11 protein-coding genes are annotated in these 17,074 nt (G+C 65.7%); 10 read left to right on the top strand and 1 reads right to left on the bottom strand.

Annotation, left to right across the window (positions count from 1 at the left end; translation table 11 throughout):
* Positions 1 to 74 precede the first annotated feature (74 nt).
* The 7 genes from AAFG13_RS39235 to AAFG13_RS39265 all read left to right on the top strand — a co-directional run bounded on the left by AAFG13_RS39235 (position 75) and on the right by AAFG13_RS39265 (position 11,367).
* Positions 75 to 2,507: a CoA transferase gene (locus AAFG13_RS39235; protein WP_342710304.1), complete on the top strand. Its 2,433-nt coding sequence runs from the start codon at positions 75 to 77 to the stop codon at positions 2,505 to 2,507.
* Positions 2,507 to 3,583, top strand: coding sequence for an ABC transporter ATP-binding protein (locus AAFG13_RS39240; RefSeq protein WP_342710305.1), 1,077 nt, complete (start codon positions 2,507 to 2,509; stop codon positions 3,581 to 3,583). The genes AAFG13_RS39235 and AAFG13_RS39240 overlap by 1 nt, the downstream gene beginning before the upstream one ends.
* Positions 3,580 to 4,584: an ABC transporter ATP-binding protein gene (locus AAFG13_RS39245; RefSeq protein WP_342710306.1), complete on the top strand. Its 1,005-nt coding sequence runs from the start codon at positions 3,580 to 3,582 to the stop codon at positions 4,582 to 4,584. The genes AAFG13_RS39240 and AAFG13_RS39245 overlap by 4 nt, the downstream gene beginning before the upstream one ends.
* A 71-nt stretch (positions 4,585 to 4,655) precedes the next feature.
* Positions 4,656 to 6,203 carry an ABC transporter substrate-binding protein gene (locus AAFG13_RS39250; protein ID WP_342710307.1) on the top strand — a complete coding sequence of 516 codons (1,548 nt, stop codon included), beginning with the start codon at positions 4,656 to 4,658 and terminating at the stop codon, positions 6,201 to 6,203.
* 3 nt (positions 6,204 to 6,206) lie between these two features.
* Positions 6,207 to 7,163 carry an ABC transporter permease gene (locus tag AAFG13_RS39255; protein WP_342710308.1) on the top strand — a complete coding sequence of 319 codons (957 nt, stop codon included), beginning with the start codon at positions 6,207 to 6,209 and terminating at the stop codon, positions 7,161 to 7,163.
* The gene (locus AAFG13_RS39260) at positions 7,160 to 8,044 is read left to right on the top strand and encodes an ABC transporter permease (protein ID WP_342710309.1); all 885 of its coding nucleotides are present in this window, start codon (positions 7,160 to 7,162) and stop codon (positions 8,042 to 8,044) included. Before AAFG13_RS39255 ends, AAFG13_RS39260 begins: the two co-directional genes overlap by 4 nt.
* 17 nt (positions 8,045 to 8,061) lie before the next feature.
* Positions 8,062 to 11,367 (top strand): carboxyl transferase domain-containing protein, encoded by a 3,306-nt coding sequence (locus tag AAFG13_RS39265; protein ID WP_342710310.1) that lies wholly within the window; start codon positions 8,062 to 8,064, stop codon positions 11,365 to 11,367.
* Between the two features lie 342 nt (positions 11,368 to 11,709).
* Here AAFG13_RS39265 and AAFG13_RS39270 read toward each other — a convergent pair whose 3' ends face one another.
* The gene (locus AAFG13_RS39270) at positions 11,710 to 13,344 is read right to left on the bottom strand and encodes an NAD(P)/FAD-dependent oxidoreductase (RefSeq protein ID WP_342710311.1); all 1,635 of its coding nucleotides are present in this window, start codon (positions 13,342 to 13,344) and stop codon (positions 11,710 to 11,712) included.
* Positions 13,345 to 13,579: 235 nt separating this feature from the next.
* Between AAFG13_RS39270 and AAFG13_RS39275 the strand changes: the two genes are divergently transcribed.
* The 3 genes from AAFG13_RS39275 (at position 13,580) to AAFG13_RS39285 (ending at position 16,992) form a co-directional block, all read left to right on the top strand.
* Positions 13,580 to 14,803: a cytochrome P450 gene (locus AAFG13_RS39275; RefSeq protein WP_342710312.1), complete on the top strand. Its 1,224-nt coding sequence runs from the start codon at positions 13,580 to 13,582 to the stop codon at positions 14,801 to 14,803.
* Between the two features lie 120 nt (positions 14,804 to 14,923).
* On the top strand, positions 14,924 to 16,525 hold the full coding sequence (locus AAFG13_RS39280) for a GMC family oxidoreductase (RefSeq protein ID WP_342710313.1): 1,602 nt from the start codon (positions 14,924 to 14,926) through the stop codon (positions 16,523 to 16,525).
* A 17-nt stretch (positions 16,526 to 16,542) separates the two neighbouring features.
* Positions 16,543 to 16,992: a hypothetical protein gene (locus AAFG13_RS39285; RefSeq protein ID WP_342710314.1), complete on the top strand. Its 450-nt coding sequence runs from the start codon at positions 16,543 to 16,545 to the stop codon at positions 16,990 to 16,992.
* The last annotated feature ends 82 nt before the right edge of the window (positions 16,993 to 17,074 follow it).

A 17,074-nucleotide genomic window follows, 5' to 3' on the forward strand; every position in this document is an offset into this window, starting at 1 on the left:
GGCTTCAAGTTCACGCAACAAGAAACTGAATCAGCCGATGGCCTCGGCTGGTCATTTTGTCGCGAGGAAGCGTGATGGGCGCGTTGTCGCATCTGCGGATAGTCGAGATCGGAAGCGCTGCGGCGACGAGCTATTGCGCGCGGCTGTTCGCTGATTTCGGCGCCGATGTGCAGAAGATCGAGCCGCCCGCGGGCGATCCGCTTCGCCGCGCGGCGCCGCTGACGCCGCAGGGGCACAGCGCATGGTTTGCGTTCCTCAACTTCAACAAATCGAGTGTCGTGCTTGACAAGAGCGACGCGAGCGCCGGGTCGCGCCTGAATGAGTTGATTGCCGGCTGCGATATCCTGCTCGATGGGCGCGGCATCGATGCGGCCAATTGTCCCGGCATCGATCTCGATGCAATCAAGCGGAACAATCCGGGCCTGATCCATCTCGACCTCGCCTGGTTCGGCGATCGCGGTCCCTATGCCAATTTCGCCGCGACCGATTCCACGATCCGCGCGCTGACCGGGCTCGTGAAGTTGGTCGGACCCGAGCAGGGGCCGCCGATGCACGCGCCGGATTTCCAGACCGGGATTCTCGGCGGGCTGTGGGGCTTCATCGCGGCGGCTTCGTCGGTGCTCGGCCGCATGCAGGATGGGCGCGGGCGCGAAAGCCATCTCAGCCTGTTCGAGGCCTCTATCGCCGTCACCGAATACATCATGTTCGAGGCGTTCCAGCGCGGCAACATCATGCGGCGGATCGGCGTCAACCGGTTCTGGCCGACCTTTCCAGTCGGCATCTACGAGACCAAACAAGGCTGGCTCGGCGTCACCACGGTGACCCCGGCGCAGTGGCGCGCGTTCTGCGAGATGCTCGGGCTCACCGATCTGCGCGACGATCCGACGCTGGTCATGGGCGTCGACCGGCTGCAACGCGTCGCCGAGATCGAAGGCAAGATCCTGCCGAAGCTGAAGCAGCGCACCGCGCAGGAATGGTTCGCCGAGGGTCTCAAGCGCAAGATCCCGATCGTGCCGGTGCCGGAGATTTCCGATCTCATCGCCGATGAAGAAAAGCGTGGGCGCGGCGCCATCGTCCCGATTGCGGTCGGCGACGAAACCGGCTTTTCGGCCGGAACGATGCAACGATTGACGGGAACGCCGCCACTCCGCGGCGGCCGCGTGCCTGATCTCGGCGAGCAGCAGGCGAGGCGTGATGCCGCGCCGCGTGTGCCGGCGCCGAAGCCTTCTCCGACCAATCGCCTGCCGCTCGAGGGCATCCGCGTCGTCGACTTCTCGATGGGCTGGGCCGGGCCGATCTGCACCCGCACGCTCGCCGATCTCGGCGCCGACGTCATCAAGATCGAGGCGACCCAGTATCCGGACTGGTGGCGCGGCGTCGACCGCCGCCCGGCCTATGTGCTGGAGCAGATGTACGAGAAGTCGGTGCGCTACTGCATCATGAACCGCAACAAGCGCGGCATCACGCTCGATCTGACCCGGCCGAAGGGGCTTGCGCTGGCAAAACGCCTGCTTGCCGATGCGGATCTCGTGGTCGACAATTATTCGGTCGAGGTGCTGCCGAAGCTCGGCCTCGGCTACGAGGTGCTGAGCAAGATCAATCCGAAGCTGGTGATGATGTCGATGTCGGCGTTCGGCGCCGGCAGCGTGCATCGCGACTGCCGCGCTTACGGCTCGACATTGGAGCAGGGCTCCGGCCTGCCAAGTGTCGTCGGCGATGCCGGTGGCCCGCCTGTGATGAGCCACACGGCGTTCGGCGATGCCGTCGGCGGCCTCAACGGCGCTGCCGCGGTGCTGACCGCTCTGATCCACGCCAGGCTGACGGGGCAGGGCCAGTTCATCGATCTCGCGCAGATCGAATGCATGATGCCGTTCGCCGCACCCTGGATCGTCGCGCATTCGGTCGACGGCAAGCAACCTGCGAAATATGGCAACCGCCATCCGGATTTCGTGCCGCATGGCTGCTTTCGTTGCGACGGCGAGGACAACTGGATCGTGGTCGCGGTGTCCGACGACGCGATGTGGCCAAAGCTCGCGCGGCTGCTCGGCCGCGAGGACTGGGCGGCGGACGAGACGCTCAGGACGGCCGCGGGCCGCCGCGCCATCGAGGCCGAGATCGAAGCGGCGATCACTGCCTGGACCTCGGCACGCGATCCGGACGCGGCGATGGCCGCGCTGCAAGCAGTCAGTGTCGCCTCCGGCGTCGCGCGGCTGCCGATCGATCTCCTTGACGACCCGCAGCTCGACGCCCGCGGCTTCATCCAGCAGGTCGACCGCGCCTTCATCGGCAAACATCCGCAGCCGTCGATGCCGTTCCGCGAGGGCGGTGCACCGTTTGCGATCCGCTCGGTGCCGCCGACGCTCGGCGAGCACAATCGCGAGATCCTGTCCGGCATGCTCGGCCTCTCCGACGCCGAGCTCGAAGAGCTCACCCGCGAGGGCATCATCGGCACCGAGATGCTGATGGAGGAGCAGCTGGTGAAAGAGAAGAAGCGGGCGGCGGGTTGATGGAGGCAGGCCAGCCGACAGGGCGCAAGGCGGAGGGTGCGCGCGACAGCGCGCGACCGCTGCTGTCCGTGCGCGGGCTCGGCATCCGTTTCAAGACGTCGCAAGGCATCTGGCAGGCGACGCGCCGGATCGATTTCGACATCGCGCCCGGCGAGCGGGTCGGCATCGTCGGCGAGAGCGGCTGCGGCAAGACCATCACCGGCCTGTCGATCCTGCGGCTGTTGCCGGGCAATTTTGCCGGGCTCGACGGCAAGATCCTGTTCGACGGCACCGATCTCGCTTCCTGCAGCACGCGGCAGATGCGCGCCATCAGAGGCAAGCGGATCGCGATGATCTTCCAGGAGCCGATGAGCGCGCTCGATCCGGTCTTCACCGTCGGCCACCAGATAGCGGAGACGCTGCGCGTCCATACCGATGTCAGCTTCGAGGAGGCGCGCGCGAAGACGCTGGACATGCTCCGCCGCGTCGGCATCGCCTCGCCCGAGCGGCGGATCGACGACTATCCGCACCAGCTCTCCGGGGGCATGCGTCAACGCGTGATGATCGCGGCGAGCCTGATCTGCGGCCCGCAGCTCCTGATCGCCGACGAGCCGACTACCGCGCTCGACGTCACCGTGCAGGCGCAGATCCTCGAGCTGCTGCGCGACATCAGCGAGACCTCGAAGACCGCGCTGATGCTGATCACCCATGATCTCGGCGTCGTCGCCGAGACCTGCACGCGGATGATCACGATGTATGCCGGCGAGGTGATCGAGGACGCCTCCGTCGACGAAGCGCTGGTGCGGCCGCTGCATCCCTATACGTCCGGCCTTTTGCGTTCGCTGCCGCATCTGAGCCCGCGCCACGGCCGATTGCCGTCGATTCCGGGCCGGGTGCCGTCGATCGCGGAGATGCCGGCCGGCTGCCGCTTCCGGGCCCGCTGCGCGCATGCCGCCAAAGGCTGCGAGGCGGAGCAGACGCTGCAGGACGCCGGCGGCGGTCGCAAGGTGCGCTGCTGGCGCTTTGCCGAGCTCAACCTGCCGGGCGCGCTGCATCCGCCCGATGCGCACGCTGCCGCGAAGGTCGCGACGCAATGACCGCCGCATCCACTGAACAACGCGGCGAGCCCATCATCTCGGTGCGCGACCTCCAGGTCCGCTTCCAGACCTCGGACCGCCGCGCCACCGTGAAGGCGGTCGACGGCGTCAATTTCGACGTCCGCCGCGGCGAGACCTTTGGCATCATCGGCGAGTCCGGCTCGGGCAAGACCACGATCGGCCGCGCCCTGGTATTTCTGCTCAACCCCAGCGCGGGCGCCATCCTGCATGACGGCATCGACCCGACGACGCTGTCGCGCCAAAAATTCCAGAGCCATCGGCGCGACTATCAGATCATCTTCCAGGATCCGAATGCGGCGCTGAACCCGCGCATGACCATTCTGGCCTCTGTGCTGGAACCGCTGGAACTTGCCGGCGTCGGCAGCCGCACTGATCGCGAGCGGCAGGCGAGGGAGGCACTTGAGCGGGTCGGCCTGCCGCAGGAGTTCGGCGAGCGCTATCCGCATCAATTGTCCGGCGGCCAGAAGCAGCGCATCGTGATCGCGCGTGCACTGACGCTCAAGCCGAAACTGATCGTCTGCGACGAGGTAGTGGCCGCGCTCGACATGTCGATCCGCGGCGACGTGCTCAACCTGTTTGCCGATCTGCAGCGCGATCTCGGCCTGACCTATGTCTTCATCACCCACGACCTCGCCGTGGTCTCGCATATCAGCGAGCGCGTCGCTGTCATGTATCTCGGCCAGTTCGTCGAGCTCGGGCCCACTGAAGAGGTCGCCGAGCGGCCGTTGCATCCCTACACGATCGCATTGCTTTCCGCCGAGCCACGGCCGCTGCCGTCGGCGATGCGGCAGGAGAGCCGCATCGTGCTGCAGGGCGAGGTGCCGAGCCCGATCGATCCGCCGTCGGGCTGCCGGTTCCGCACCCGATGCCCGCATGCGCAGCCGCTCTGCACCGATCGCGTGCCGGAGTGGCGCGAACTGAAACCCGATCACTGGGTGGCCTGCCATTTCGCCGACCGCCCCGATTTTTCGAACAACTAGAGCATGATCCGGAAAAGTGTGAAGCGGTTTTGCGACAAGATCATGCTCCAAACCAAACTGGAGACAACGCCATGACGATGACGACACGACGCGAGGCCATGGCGCTGATCTCGGGCGCGCTCGCGAGCACCACGCTCGGTGGCCGCGCGTTTGCGCAAGCCGCGCCGAAGAAGGGCGGCACCTTGCGGATATCAGCGCCGGCCAATCCGTCGAGCCTCGATCCGGCAACCGGCGGCGCCGGCTCCGACCACGCCTTCCTGTTCACGATGTACGACACGCTGGTCGAATGGGATTTCGAGACGCTGAAGCCGAAGCCGGGGCTCGCCGAAAGCTGGAAGTTCACCGATCCCAATACGCTGGTGCTCAACATCCGCTCAGGCGTCAGCTTCCATGACGGCACGCCGCTCGATGCCGAAGCCGTCAAGTTCAACCTCGATCGCAACCGCGGCGATGCGAAGTCGAACATCAAGGCCGATCTGCTCTCGGTCGACGCGGTCGAAGTCACCGGGCCGCAGCAGGTCACCTTGAAGCTGAAGACGCCGGATACGGCGCTGCCCGGCATTCTCTCCGATCGCGCCGGCATGATGGTGTCGCCGACGGCACTGAAGGCGGCCGAGGGCGGCGTCGTGACGCGCAAGCCGGTCGGCGCCGGCGCCTATGCGTTTGTGAGCTGGGCCGACGGCGAAAAGATCGTGGTCAAGCGCAACGAGAAATACTGGAAGCCGGACCGGCCGTATCCCGATGCGATCGAGATATCGATCATTCCGGAGCTGACCACCGGCGCGCGCTCGGTTACCGCCGGGCAGAACGATCTGATCTATCAATTGCCACCGCGGCAGAAGGCGATCATCGAGCGTGCTTCCAGCGTCAAGGTGGTGCATGGCCCGACGCTTTATGTGTTCCAGATATTCCTGAACTGGGCCAAGCCGCCGTTCGACAACATCAAGGTCCGCCAGGCGCTGAACTTTGCGATCGATCGCGAGGCCTTCGTCAAGGCCGCGCTCGCCGGGCTAGCCGAGCCGGCCTACATGAACCTGCCGAAGGCGCACTGGGCCTATGATGCTGATGTCGCAAAGCTCTATCCCTACGATCCCGACAAGGCGCGCAAGCTGCTCGCCGAGGCCGGCTTCAAGGAAGGCACCCCGATCGAGATCGGCGGTTACACCGATCAGGATTCGGTGCAGCGCGAGGAGATCCTGATCGAGCAATTGCGGAAGGCCGGCATCACCGTGCGCTTCGTCAACGGCACGGTCGCGGAAGCCTCGGCTGCCTTCTTCGGTCCGGAAAAGAAAGGGGCCGGGTTGTTGTCGGCCTGGACCGGGCGGCCCGATCCGAGCCTAACCTATACGCTGATGTTCACCAAGGACGCCTATTACAATGGCGGCCGCGCGCCGGTGCCGCCCGAGCTCGAGGCGGCGATCAAGGAATCGCGCGCGTCCGAGGATATCGAGGTCAGGCGTAAGGCCTTCGCCGCCGTACAACGGCTGGTGATGGAGAACGCCCTCGTTGTTCCGCTGGCGTTCCAGTTCGAGCTGGTCGCCATGAACAAGAAGGTGCAGGGCTATCGGCCGAACTTGCTCGGCAAGCCGAAATACGACGACGTCTGGCTCGAAGGCTGAACCATGGCGCGACGGTCACCAGTCAAGGTCATCGGCAGCCGCCTGTTGCAGGCGCTGCCCGTGATCCTGCTCGCGACCTTCATGGTGTTCGCGCTGCTCAAGCTGGTGCCCGGCGACATCGCCGTGACCTTGGCGGGCGACAACGCGACCGACGCGCGGATCACCGAGATCAGGGCAATCTACGGCCTCGACCGGCCATTCCTGGTGCAGTATGGCGCCTGGCTCGGCCATGTCGCGCAGGGCGATCTTTCGCAATCGCTGTTGACCGGCGAGAAGGTCGCAGTCTCGATCGGCCGCGCCTTCCCGAACACGCTGCTGATCGTCGTGATCGCGCTGGTGCTGGCGCTCATCACGGGGATTCCGATGGGCGTGATGGCCGCGATCAAGCCGAACGGCTGGGTCGACAAGCTGATCAGCATGATCGCCTCGCTCGGCGTCGCCGTGCCTGGCTTCTGGCTCGCGATGATCCTGGTGGCGGAGTTCTCGCTGAAGCTGAACTGGCTGCCGGCGACCGGTGCAAAATCCTTCAGTGCCTCGCCGATCGATGCGATCAGGCACGCGCTGCTGCCGGCCGTCGCGATCGCGGCCTACGGCATGGCCGAGGTCGCGCGCCAGCTCCGCGGCGCGTTGCTGGAGGTGCTCTCGTCGCAATATGTCCGCACGCTGCATGCCAAGGGACTGTCGATGTCCCGCATCCTCTGGCAGCACGGCCTGAAGAATGTCGGCGTCAATCTGCTCACCATCATCAGCCTGCTGGTCAACCGCATGCTGGCGGCGACCGTCGTGATCGAGGCGGTGTTCGCCATTCCCGGCCTCGGCAGCCTGATCGTGCGCGGCGCGATCCAGCGCGATTTCCCGATCGTGCAGGGCGTGGTCTTCACCATGGTGGTGGTCGTGATCGCGGTGAATTTGATCACCGACCTGCTCTGTGCCGCGGTCGATCCGAGGATCGAGCAATGACCGACACGGCGCTCGCTCCGCTCCGGATGCCCGCCAAGCCGACCCGGCTCCGGCGTTTCCTGCGCTGGCTCGCCGGCGATCTGCGCGCCGCGCTGTCGATCCTGGTGCTATCGGTGCTCGTTGTCGTCGCAATCGGCGCGCCCTGGATCGCGCCCTATGCGCCGACCGCGCAGGACGTCAACAACATGCTGGCGCCGCCGGGGCCGCTGCATCTGCTCGGCACCGACGATCTCGGCCGCGACATCTTCTCCCGCCTGATCTACGGCGCGCCGGCCACCGTCTATGCCAGCCTGCTTGCGGTCGGCGTCGCGGTTCTGATCGGGCTGCCCGTCGGCCTCATCGCCGGCTATTTCGGCGGCTGGATCGACGACGTCATCAGCCGTATCATCGACACCTTCCTGTCGTTCCCCGCCATCGTGCTGGCGATCGCGGTCACCGGCGCGCTCGGCATCGGCCTGACCAACGGCATGATCGCGATCGGCATCACGATGTTTCCGGCGCTGGCGCGCATCGTCCGCGCCCGCACGCTGATTGTGCGGCAGGAGCTCTATGTCGATGCGTCGAGGGGTTTTGGCGCGCCAACCTGGCATGTGCTGTGGCGCCACGTGCTGCCGAACACGCTGCAGCCGGTCATCGTGCAGGTGACGCTGCTGCTCGCCGCGGCGCTCTTGGCGGAAGCCAGCCTGTCATTCCTTGGCCTCGGCATCCAGCCGCCGGACCCGAGCTGGGGCGCCATGCTGGCGCGCGCCTATCAATATATGGAAATCGCCCCGGAGCAGATGTATGCGCCGGGCCTTGCCATTCTCGTCGTCTCTCTGGCGTTCAATGCGCTGGGAGAATCCTTGCGTGTCGTGCTCGATCCGACCATGAAGGATCGTTGAGCTCAGGTGAAACCGTTATGTCGTTCAAGAAACTGCTGATTGCCAACCGCGGTGAGATCGCGATCCGCATTGCCCGCGCCGCGGCCGAGAGCGGTATCGCGACGGTCGCGATCTATCCCGCCGATGATGCCGCCTCGCTGCACGTCCGATCCGCCGACGCGAGGCACGAGATTCCCGGCCGCGGCGCGCGGGCCTATCTCGACATCGAGGCGGTCATCGCGGCCGCCAGGGCCACGGGCTGCGACGCGTTGCATCCGGGCTACGGCTTCCTCAGCGAGAACACCCAGCTGGCGCGGCGCTGTGCCGAGGAGAAGATCACCTTCGTCGGGCCGTCGCCGGAGGCGCTCGATCTGTTCGGCGACAAGGCCAAGGCAAAGGCGCTGGCCAAAAAGTGCGGCGTGCCGATTATCGCCGGCACCTCCGGCGCAACGACACTCGACCAGGCAAAGGCCTTCTTCACCTCGCTCGGCGCGAATGCCGCCGTGATGATCAAGGCGATCGCGGGCGGCGGCGGGCGCGGCATGCGCGTGGTCGAGGATTTGGCGAAGCTCGATGAAGCCTATGCGCGCTGCCAGTCGGAGGCCAAGGCGGCGTTCGGCAACGATGCGGTCTATGTCGAGCGGCTGATCCGGAAAGCGCGCCACATCGAGGTGCAGATCATCGGCGATCGTCATGGCGCGATCAGCCATCTCTGGGAGCGCGAATGCACCATTCAGCGCCGCAACCAGAAGCTCATCGAGGTGGCGCCGAGCCCGTCGCTGAGCGAGAGCCTGCGTGCGCGCATCATCGAGGCGGCAAAGCAGCTCGCCTCTGGCGCGCGCTACGACAATCTCGGCACCTTCGAATTCCTGGTCGATGACGAGGCGGAGGAAAGCAAGGGCGAGGGCGCCTTCGCCTTCATCGAGGCCAATCCGCGGCTGCAGGTCGAGCATACCGTCACCGAGGCGGTGCTTGGCATCGACCTCGTGCGTTCGCAGCTTGCGGTCGCCGCCGGCGCCACGCTGGCTTCGCTCGGGTTGGCACAGGCCGCCGTTCCGCTGCCGCGCGGCTATGCGATGCAGCTGCGCGTCAACATGGAGGTGATGGACGAGAAGGGGGTGACAAAACCGACCGGCGGCACGCTCAATGTGTTCGACCTGCCGTCCGGACCCGGCGTCCGCGTCGATACGTTCGGCTATTCCGGCTACCGGACCAGCGCCGCGTTCGACTCGCTGCTCGCAAAAGTCATCGTGCATTCGCCGAGCCCGAAATGGACCGACGTGGTGCACAAGGCGGCGCGCACCCTGCGCGAATTCCGCATCGGCGGCGTCGCCACCAACATTCCATTCCTCGGCGCAATCCTGGCGCACCAGAGCTTTGCCCGGAACAAGATCAGCACCAACTTCATCGATACTCATGTCGCGGCGCTGGTCGGCACGGCCAGGGATCTCGCCGCGCCATTGGTCGAGGTCAGCGAGGTAGCCACGGCCACGGCCGTCGCCACGGTGGCGCCCAAAGGATCACTCCCGGTGCCGGCGCCGCTGCAGGGCACGATCGTCGCGATCGAGGTCGCGGAGGGCGATCTGGTTCGTCCCGGCCAGCAGATCGCGGTGCTGGAATCGATGAAGATGGAGCATCTCGTCACCGCGCCGCATGGTGGCCGGGTGACCAAGATCGCGGGCGGCCCCGGCGTCACCCTGATGCATGGCGAGCCGATCCTGTTCCTCGAGCCGGCCGAGGTCGACGGCCATGCTACGGCAGAAGAGGCTGCGATCGATCTCGATCATATCCGCCCGGACCTCGGCGAGCTGATCGCGCGCAAGGCGATCACGCTGGACGAGAACCGTCCGGCCTCGGTGGAGCGCCGCCGCAAGACCAACCAGCGCACCGCGCGCGAGAATATCGCGCAGCTGGTTGATGAGGGCTCGTTCGTCGAATACGGCTCGCTCGCGATCGCGGCACAGCGCCGCCGCCGCAAGGTCGAGGACCTCATCAAGAACACGCCGGCCGACGGCCTGATCGCGGGCGTTGCCACCGTCAACGCCAGGGATTTCGGCGCCGACGGTGCGCGCTGCATGGTGATCTCCTATGACTACACCGTGCTCGCCGGCACCCAGGGCCACATGAACCACAAGAAGATCGACCGCATGCTCGGTCTTGCCGAGCAGTGGCGCATGCCGCTGGTGTTTTACGCCGAGGGCGGCGGCGGCCGTCCCGGCGATACCGACCGGCTCGGCATGACAGGCCTCGACGGCCCGTCCTTCGTGCAGTTCGCCAAGCTGTCGGGGCTCGTGCCCGTGATCGGGGTCGTTTCGGGCTATTGCTTCGCCGGCAACGCCGCGATGCTCGGCGTCTGCGACGTCATCATCGCCACCAAAAATGCCTCGATCGGCATGGGCGGTCCGGCGATGATCGAAGGCGGCGGGCTTGGCGTCTACCATCCCGCCGAGGTCGGCCCGGTCTCGTTCCAGTCGCCGAACGGCGTGATCGACATCCTGGTCGAGGACGAGGAAGAGGCGACCACGGTCGCGCAGAAATATCTGTCCTACTTCCAGGGCGCGGTGCAGGACTGGAAGGCGCCGGACCAGCGGCTGCTGCGCCGCGCGATCCCGGAAAATCGCCTCAGGGTCTACGACATCCGCAACGTGATCGACCTGATGGCCGACGAGGGCTCGGTGCTGGAGATCCGCAGGGATTTCGGCGTCGGCATGATCACGGCTTTCATCCGCATCGAGGGCAAGCCGTTCGGCCTGATCGCCAACAATCCAAAACATCTCGGCGGCGCGATCGACGCTGCGGCCGGCGACAAGGCCGCGCGCTTCATGCAGCTGTGCGATGCCTTCGACATCCCGATCGTCTCGCTGTGCGACACGCCGGGCTTCATGGTTGGCCCCGAGGCCGAGAAGACCGCGATCGTGCGCCACGTCGCGCGGATGTTCGTCACCGGCGCCAGCATCACGGTGCCGCTGTTTGGAATCGTGCTGCGCAAAGGCTACGGTCTCGGCGCCCAATCGATGATCGGCGGCGGCTTCCACGCCTCGTTCTTCACGGTGGCGTGGCCGACCGGCGAATTCGGCGGCATGGGCCTCGAGGGGTATGTCCGCCTCGGCTTCCGCAAGGAGATGGAGGCGATCGCGGACCCGGTGGAGCGCGAAAAGTATTTCCAGACCAAGGTCGCCGAGCTCTACGCCAACGGCAAGGCAGTCTCGATCGCCTCGGTGCTCGAGATCGACGAGGTGATCGACCCCGCCGATACCCGGCATTGGATCATGGCCGGCCTCCGCTCGGTGCCGAAGGTAGAGCCGCGGACGCACCGCAAGCGGCCGTGTATTGATGCGTGGTAGCGAGGGCGAAGCTGCGTCCTCAACCCAACTGTCATCGCCCGGCTCGACCGGGCGATCCAGTACGCCGCGGCCGATCGGCTCGATAACCACTGTCTCTGGAATACTGGATCACCCGCATGCGCGGGTGATGACACCGCATTTTTCGACGTCTTGAATTGCCAACCATCCCATCGTCGTCCTGGCGAAAGCCAGGACCCATTACCCCAAATATTGATTGTTGCGCGACGCTGGGGCCGCGATCCCGTTCATCGCTGAATGCGGTGGTTATGGGTCCTGGCCTTCGCCAGGACGACGGCGGTGGATGGGTAGGCGCCTCGCTTCATCGAGAGAGCGATCCCAAGCTCACCCCAACCTCAACTCCGCATATCCCTTCGCCGCCACCTCATCGCACCGCGCGCGATACGCAGGCGCGCTGCCGCTGTAGCGGGCGACGATGCGCCTCTGCTTGCCTTCGACGTTGCGGTTGATGCCGGTCATCCAGGAATCGACCTCGTTGGACAAAAGTCCGACTCCGAGCGCCTTGACGTGATCGGTCCAGCCCGCGGTGCCCTCGGGCGTGGCGTCGAGGAAGGTCAGGCCGTTCTCCTGTGCGAAGCGGAGCAGGCCGGTGACCCAGTCGACGCTGTATTCGATGCTGCGCGGGATGTTGCCGAGCGCGGTGTGCGGGCCCATCAGCATCATCATGTTGGGAAAGCCGTCGACCATCAGCCCGAGATAGGTCTCCGGGCCGTGCGTCCACTTCTCCTTCAGCCTTGCGCCGTGCGCGCCGCGGAGATCGATCTTGTCGAAGCTGCCGGTGATGGCATCGAAGCCGGTGGCGTAGATGATGATGTCGAAGGCGTAGTCCTTGTCGGTGGTCCGGATGCCCTCGGGCGTGATCCGCTCGATCGGCGTCTGCTTCAGATCGACGAGCTCGACATTGTCGCGGTTGTAGACCTCGTAATAGAAGGTCTCGAGCGGCAGCCGCCTTGTGCCGAAGCCGTGATTCGTCGGGATCAGCTTCTCGGCGACCTCCGGATCCTTGACGCGCTCGCGGATCTTGCGCGCGACGAAGTCGCTGATCGTGGCATTCGCCTTGCGGTCGATCAGGATGTCCTTGAAGTTGCCTTGCCAGATGCCGAAGCCGCGCTCGCCGTAGAGCTTCTCGTAAAACGCCTCGCGCTCGGTGTCGCTGACCTCGAATGCGCCGCGCGGATCGGGCGTATGCACGAAGCAGGCGAAGGTCTCCTTGCAGCGCGCAAAGATTTCGGGATAGCCGGCCTTGATCCTGCGTTGCGTCTCCGCATCGATCTTGCCGTTGTGCAGCGGCGCCGCCCAGTTGGCGGTGCGCTGGAACACGGTGAGGTGGCCGACCTCGCCGGCGATGGTCTGGATGGTCTGGATGCCGGTCGCGCCGGTGCCGATCACGGCGACGCGCTTGCCGGCAAAATCCACCTTCTCCTTGGGCCAACGCGCGGTGTGAAACGACTGGCCCTTGAAGTCGTCACGGCCCTCGACGCGCGGCAGGGTGGGCGTCGACAACGGACCGATTGCGGTGATCAGGAATCGGCAGCTATGGCGCGCGCCGTTCTCCAGTGTGACCTGCCAGCTTCGCGTGTCGTCCTGGTAGATCGCGGACGTGACGCGGCTCTCGAACTGGATGTCGCGGCGCAGATCGAACTTGTCGGCGACATAATTGCAGTAGCGCAGGGTCTCGGGCTGGCCGGCGAAATGCTCCGACCATTCCCATTCCTCGAGCAGCTCCTTCGAGAACGAGTAGCCGTAGGAGTAGCTCTCCGAATCGAACCGCGCGCCGGGATAGCGGTTCCAGTACCAGGTGCCGCCGACGCCGGTGCCGGCCTCGAACACGCGCGCCGAGAGGCCGAGCTCGCGCAGCCGGTAGAGCTGGTACATGCCGGACAGGCCGGCGCCGATGATGATGACGTCGTAGTCCAGCGCAGCCGACTGGGGGCTGTTGTCCTGGCGCAATGCGGCCACCTGTCGTCGCTCCCTGATGGGTTGATTGCCGGTAAGGCTAGCCGGTCTTCTTGCCGCCGACAAACATCGAACAGCGGGGCTGCCATCGCGATTTGCCGGGTGCGCCGGCCTCTCCGCATTCCGCGCGGCGGACGCTCCGCCCTGCGGCTTTACTCAGCCGCGGGATTTCCTCTATCGTCGGCCCGACAAGGACGATCGCCCGCCAAGCGGCGACGGAACCAGCGGGAGTGAAGCGATGGGAGAGGCGCTGCGCACGCCGACGTCAACAGACGTCAGCAACCCCCGGCTTTATCAGGATGACACCTGGCGGCCGCTGTTCGCGCAGCTCCGCCGCGACGACCCCGTGCATTATTGCGAGGCCTCGGCCTACGGTCCGTACTGGTCGGTGACGCGCTACGACGACATCTTCGCGGTCGAGCTGGACCATCAGAACTATTCCTCGGCCTCCGAGCTCGGCGGTATCCAGGTCGCTGACCAGCCAAAGGGGCAGGAGCGGCCGAGCTTCATCCGCATGGACCCGCCCGGCCACACCGCGCAGCGCCGCACGGTCGCGCCGATCGTGGCGCCGTCGAACCTCGCCAATTTCGATGCCTTGATCCGCCAGCGCACCGCGGCCGTGCTCGACGCACTGCCGCGCAACGAGACCTTCGACTGGGCCGAGCGGGTCTCGGTCGACCTCACCAACATGATGCTGGCGACGCTGTTCGATTTTCCGGCTGAGGACCGCGCCAAGCTGACCTGGTGGTCCGATGTCGCGATCGCCAATGTCGAGTCCCCCGACGCGGTGGTGCATTCGGAGGCTGAACGCACCGCCGAGCTGATCAAGATGGGAGAATATTTCCGCAAGCTATGGGATGCGCGGATCGATGCGGCTCCGACCTTCGATTTGATCTCGATGCTGGCGCATTCGGAAGCAACGCGGAATCTGGAGCCGCGCGAGTTCATCGGCACGATCGGGCTTTTGATCGTCGGCGGCAACGACACCACGCGCAACTCGATGTCCGCCGGGCTGATGGCGCTGTGCGAGAATCCGGGGCAGTTCGAGCTGGTCCGCGCGAGGCCGGAGCTGATCCCGAACCTGGTCTCTGAGACCATCCGCTACCACACGCCGGTGCTGCACATGCGCCGCACCGCGCGCAACGATGTCGAGCTCGCCGGCCGCCGGATCAGGAAGGGCGACAAGGTGGTGATGTGGTATATCTCCGGCAATCGCGACGAGGACAAGATCGAGCGTGCCGATGAATTCATCATCGACCGCGCCAAGCCGCGCCAGCACCTCGCCTTCGGCGCCGGTGTCCACCGCTGCGTCGGCGACCGCCTCGCCGAGCAGCAATTGCGCATCCTCTGGGAGGAGGTGTTGGCGCGCGATCTGCGTTTTGAGCTGATGGGCCCGCCGCAAAGGCTCTATTCAAATTTCATCCGCGGTATACGAAGCTTGCCGGTGAGAATCGTGAATTGAGCTGCATCACCGCGTCATTGCGAGCGAAGCAAAGCAATCCATCGTGCGTCATGCGCGGAAGCATGGATTGCGTCGTCGCTCCGCTCCTCGCAATGACGGGAGAATCGCCAGGAAACAAGAATGAAGAACGATCCCGTTGACGTCCTGATCATCGGCGCCGGCGCCTCCGGCGCCGCGATAGCGTGGAGCCTCGCCGATACTAAGATGCACATCCTCTGCCTCGATCAGGGCGGCTGGATGAACCCTGCCGAATATCCGAGCACCGGGCGCGACTGGGAGGCGAAGTTCTACGGCGAGTGGTCGTCCAGCCCGAATGTCCGCAAGCGGCCCGAGGACTACCCGATCAATGACGACAATTCGCCGATCAAGGTCGTCAATTTCAACGCCGTCGGCGGCTCGACCGTGATGTACACCGCGCACTGGCCGCGGCTGCATCCGTCCGACTTCAAGGTGAAGACGCTCGACGGCGTCGCCGACGACTGGCCGATCGACTACGACGCGCTCACGCCTTTCTTCGAGGAGAACGATCGCATGATGGGCGTCTCGGGGCTGTCGGGCGATCCGCTGTCGCCGCTCAGCCATCCACCGATGCCGCAGCAGCCGCTCGGGCTATCCGGCCCGCTGATCGGCAAGGCCATGAACAAGCTCGGCTGGCACTGGTGGCCGTCGGACACCACGGTCGCGACGATGGACTACGAGGGCAGGGCGCGCTGCATCAATCTCGGCCACTGCACGCCGGCCTGCGCCCAGGGCGCCAAGGCCTCGACCGACATCACCTACTGGCCCCATGCGATCCGCGCCGGGGTCGAGCTCAAGACCCATTGCCGGGTGCGCGAGATCCTGACCAACGAGCACGGCATGGCCTCCGGCGTCGTCTACTACGACAAGGATGGCGTCGAGCAATTCCAGCCGGCGGAGGTCGTCATCATCGCCTGCAACGGCGTCGGCACGCCGCGGCTGCTGCTCAATTCGGTGTCGGGAAAATTCCCGAATGGTCTCGCCAATTCGTCGGGCCTGGTCGGCAAGAACCTGATGTTCCACCCCTATGCGCAGATCTACGGTTTCGTGAAGGAGCCGACCGACAGCAACCGTGCGCCGCCGACCTGCCTGTGGAGCAAGGAGTTTTACGACACGGATCTCTCGCGCGGTTTCGTCCGCGGCTACGGCATCCAGTTCGGCCGCGGCGCCGGGCCGCTGTTCGAGGCGGTCGCGAGCGAGCAGAAGGGCATCCTGCCCTGGGGTGGGGATCATCACCGCGTCTTCCGCAAGCTCAACGGTCATCGCCTTGCGGTGTCGGCGATCTGCGAGGATCTGCCGGAGGAGCACAACCGCGTCACGCTCGATCCGGTCCTGAAGGACAGCCACGGCATTCCCGCGCCGAAGATCGACTACACGATCAGCGCCAACAGCCGCAAGATGATGGATCACGGCCTGGCGCGCGGCCGCGAGATTCTCGAGGCCGCGGGCGCCACCGACATCTGCATCAACGATCCGATCCCCTGGGGCGGCTGGCATCTGCTTGGCACGGCGCGGATGGGGACCGATCCTGCGCGCTCCGTGGTCAACGAATGGGGCCGCTCGCATGACGTGAAGAACCTGTTCATCGTCGACGGCAGCATCTTCGTCACCTCGGGCGGCGTGAACCCGACCTCCACCATCCAGGCCCTTGCGCTCTACATCGCCGACCAGATGAAGCAGCGCCTCGCCAATTTGTTCGACTGAGACCGCCAGAGACCGACATGTCCGATAGCAAGCAACTGACCGCAGCCCAGCGCGCCGATCTCCGCACCGTCGCCGCGATGATCGTTCCCGAAAGCGCCGAGTACAAGGTGCCCGGGGCTGATGATGCCGTGATCCAGGCGGATATGCTTGCCACGCTGGGCCGGGATACGGCGCTGGTCGCTCAGGCGCTTGATCATCTGGCAAAGCTTGCGGGCAAGCCGCTCGCCGAGCTCGACGATGCCAGGCGCGACGCGGTGGCGCTGGAGTTTCGTAGCCATGGCGGCGCTGCCGCGGCCACGCTCGTCCGCGTGGTGCTGCAATGCTACTACCGCGACGACCGCGTGCTGCGCTCGCTCGGGCTCGAGCTGCGTGCGCCGTTCCCCAAGGGCCACGTGCTGCCGGACGGCGACTGGTCGCTGCTCGATCCGGTCAAAGCGCGCGGCGGCACGCTGCGGCGGGCGACCTAAAGCATTTGCGAGCGAAGTGGATACCGGTTCGCGTAGAGAAAACGCGTCAAAACTTGAATCTAGGGCTCCGTTCCATTGGAAC

Origin of the sequence: Bradyrhizobium sp. B124, from assembly GCF_038967635.1 — a bacterium.
Classification (GTDB): domain Bacteria; phylum Pseudomonadota; class Alphaproteobacteria; order Rhizobiales; family Xanthobacteraceae; genus Bradyrhizobium.

Bases quoted from the DNA above. Each gene is read 5' to 3' on its own strand.
- AAFG13_RS39235 (WP_342710304.1), top strand. From the start codon at position 75: ATGGGCGCGTTGTCGCATCTGCGGATAGTCGAGATCGGAAGCGCTGCG.
- AAFG13_RS39240 (WP_342710305.1), top strand. From the start codon at position 2,507: ATGGAGGCAGGCCAGCCGACAGGGCGCAAGGCGGAGGGTGCGCGCGAC.
- AAFG13_RS39245 (WP_342710306.1), top strand. From the start codon at position 3,580: ATGACCGCCGCATCCACTGAACAACGCGGCGAGCCCATCATCTCGGTG.
- AAFG13_RS39250 (WP_342710307.1), top strand. From the start codon at position 4,656: ATGACGATGACGACACGACGCGAGGCCATGGCGCTGATCTCGGGCGCG.
- AAFG13_RS39255 (WP_342710308.1), top strand. From the start codon at position 6,207: ATGGCGCGACGGTCACCAGTCAAGGTCATCGGCAGCCGCCTGTTGCAG.
- AAFG13_RS39260 (WP_342710309.1), top strand. From the start codon at position 7,160: ATGACCGACACGGCGCTCGCTCCGCTCCGGATGCCCGCCAAGCCGACC.
- AAFG13_RS39265 (WP_342710310.1), top strand. From the start codon at position 8,062: ATGTCGTTCAAGAAACTGCTGATTGCCAACCGCGGTGAGATCGCGATC.
- AAFG13_RS39275 (WP_342710312.1), top strand. From the start codon at position 13,580: ATGGGAGAGGCGCTGCGCACGCCGACGTCAACAGACGTCAGCAACCCC.
- AAFG13_RS39280 (WP_342710313.1), top strand. From the start codon at position 14,924: ATGAAGAACGATCCCGTTGACGTCCTGATCATCGGCGCCGGCGCCTCC.
- AAFG13_RS39285 (WP_342710314.1), top strand. From the start codon at position 16,543: ATGTCCGATAGCAAGCAACTGACCGCAGCCCAGCGCGCCGATCTCCGC.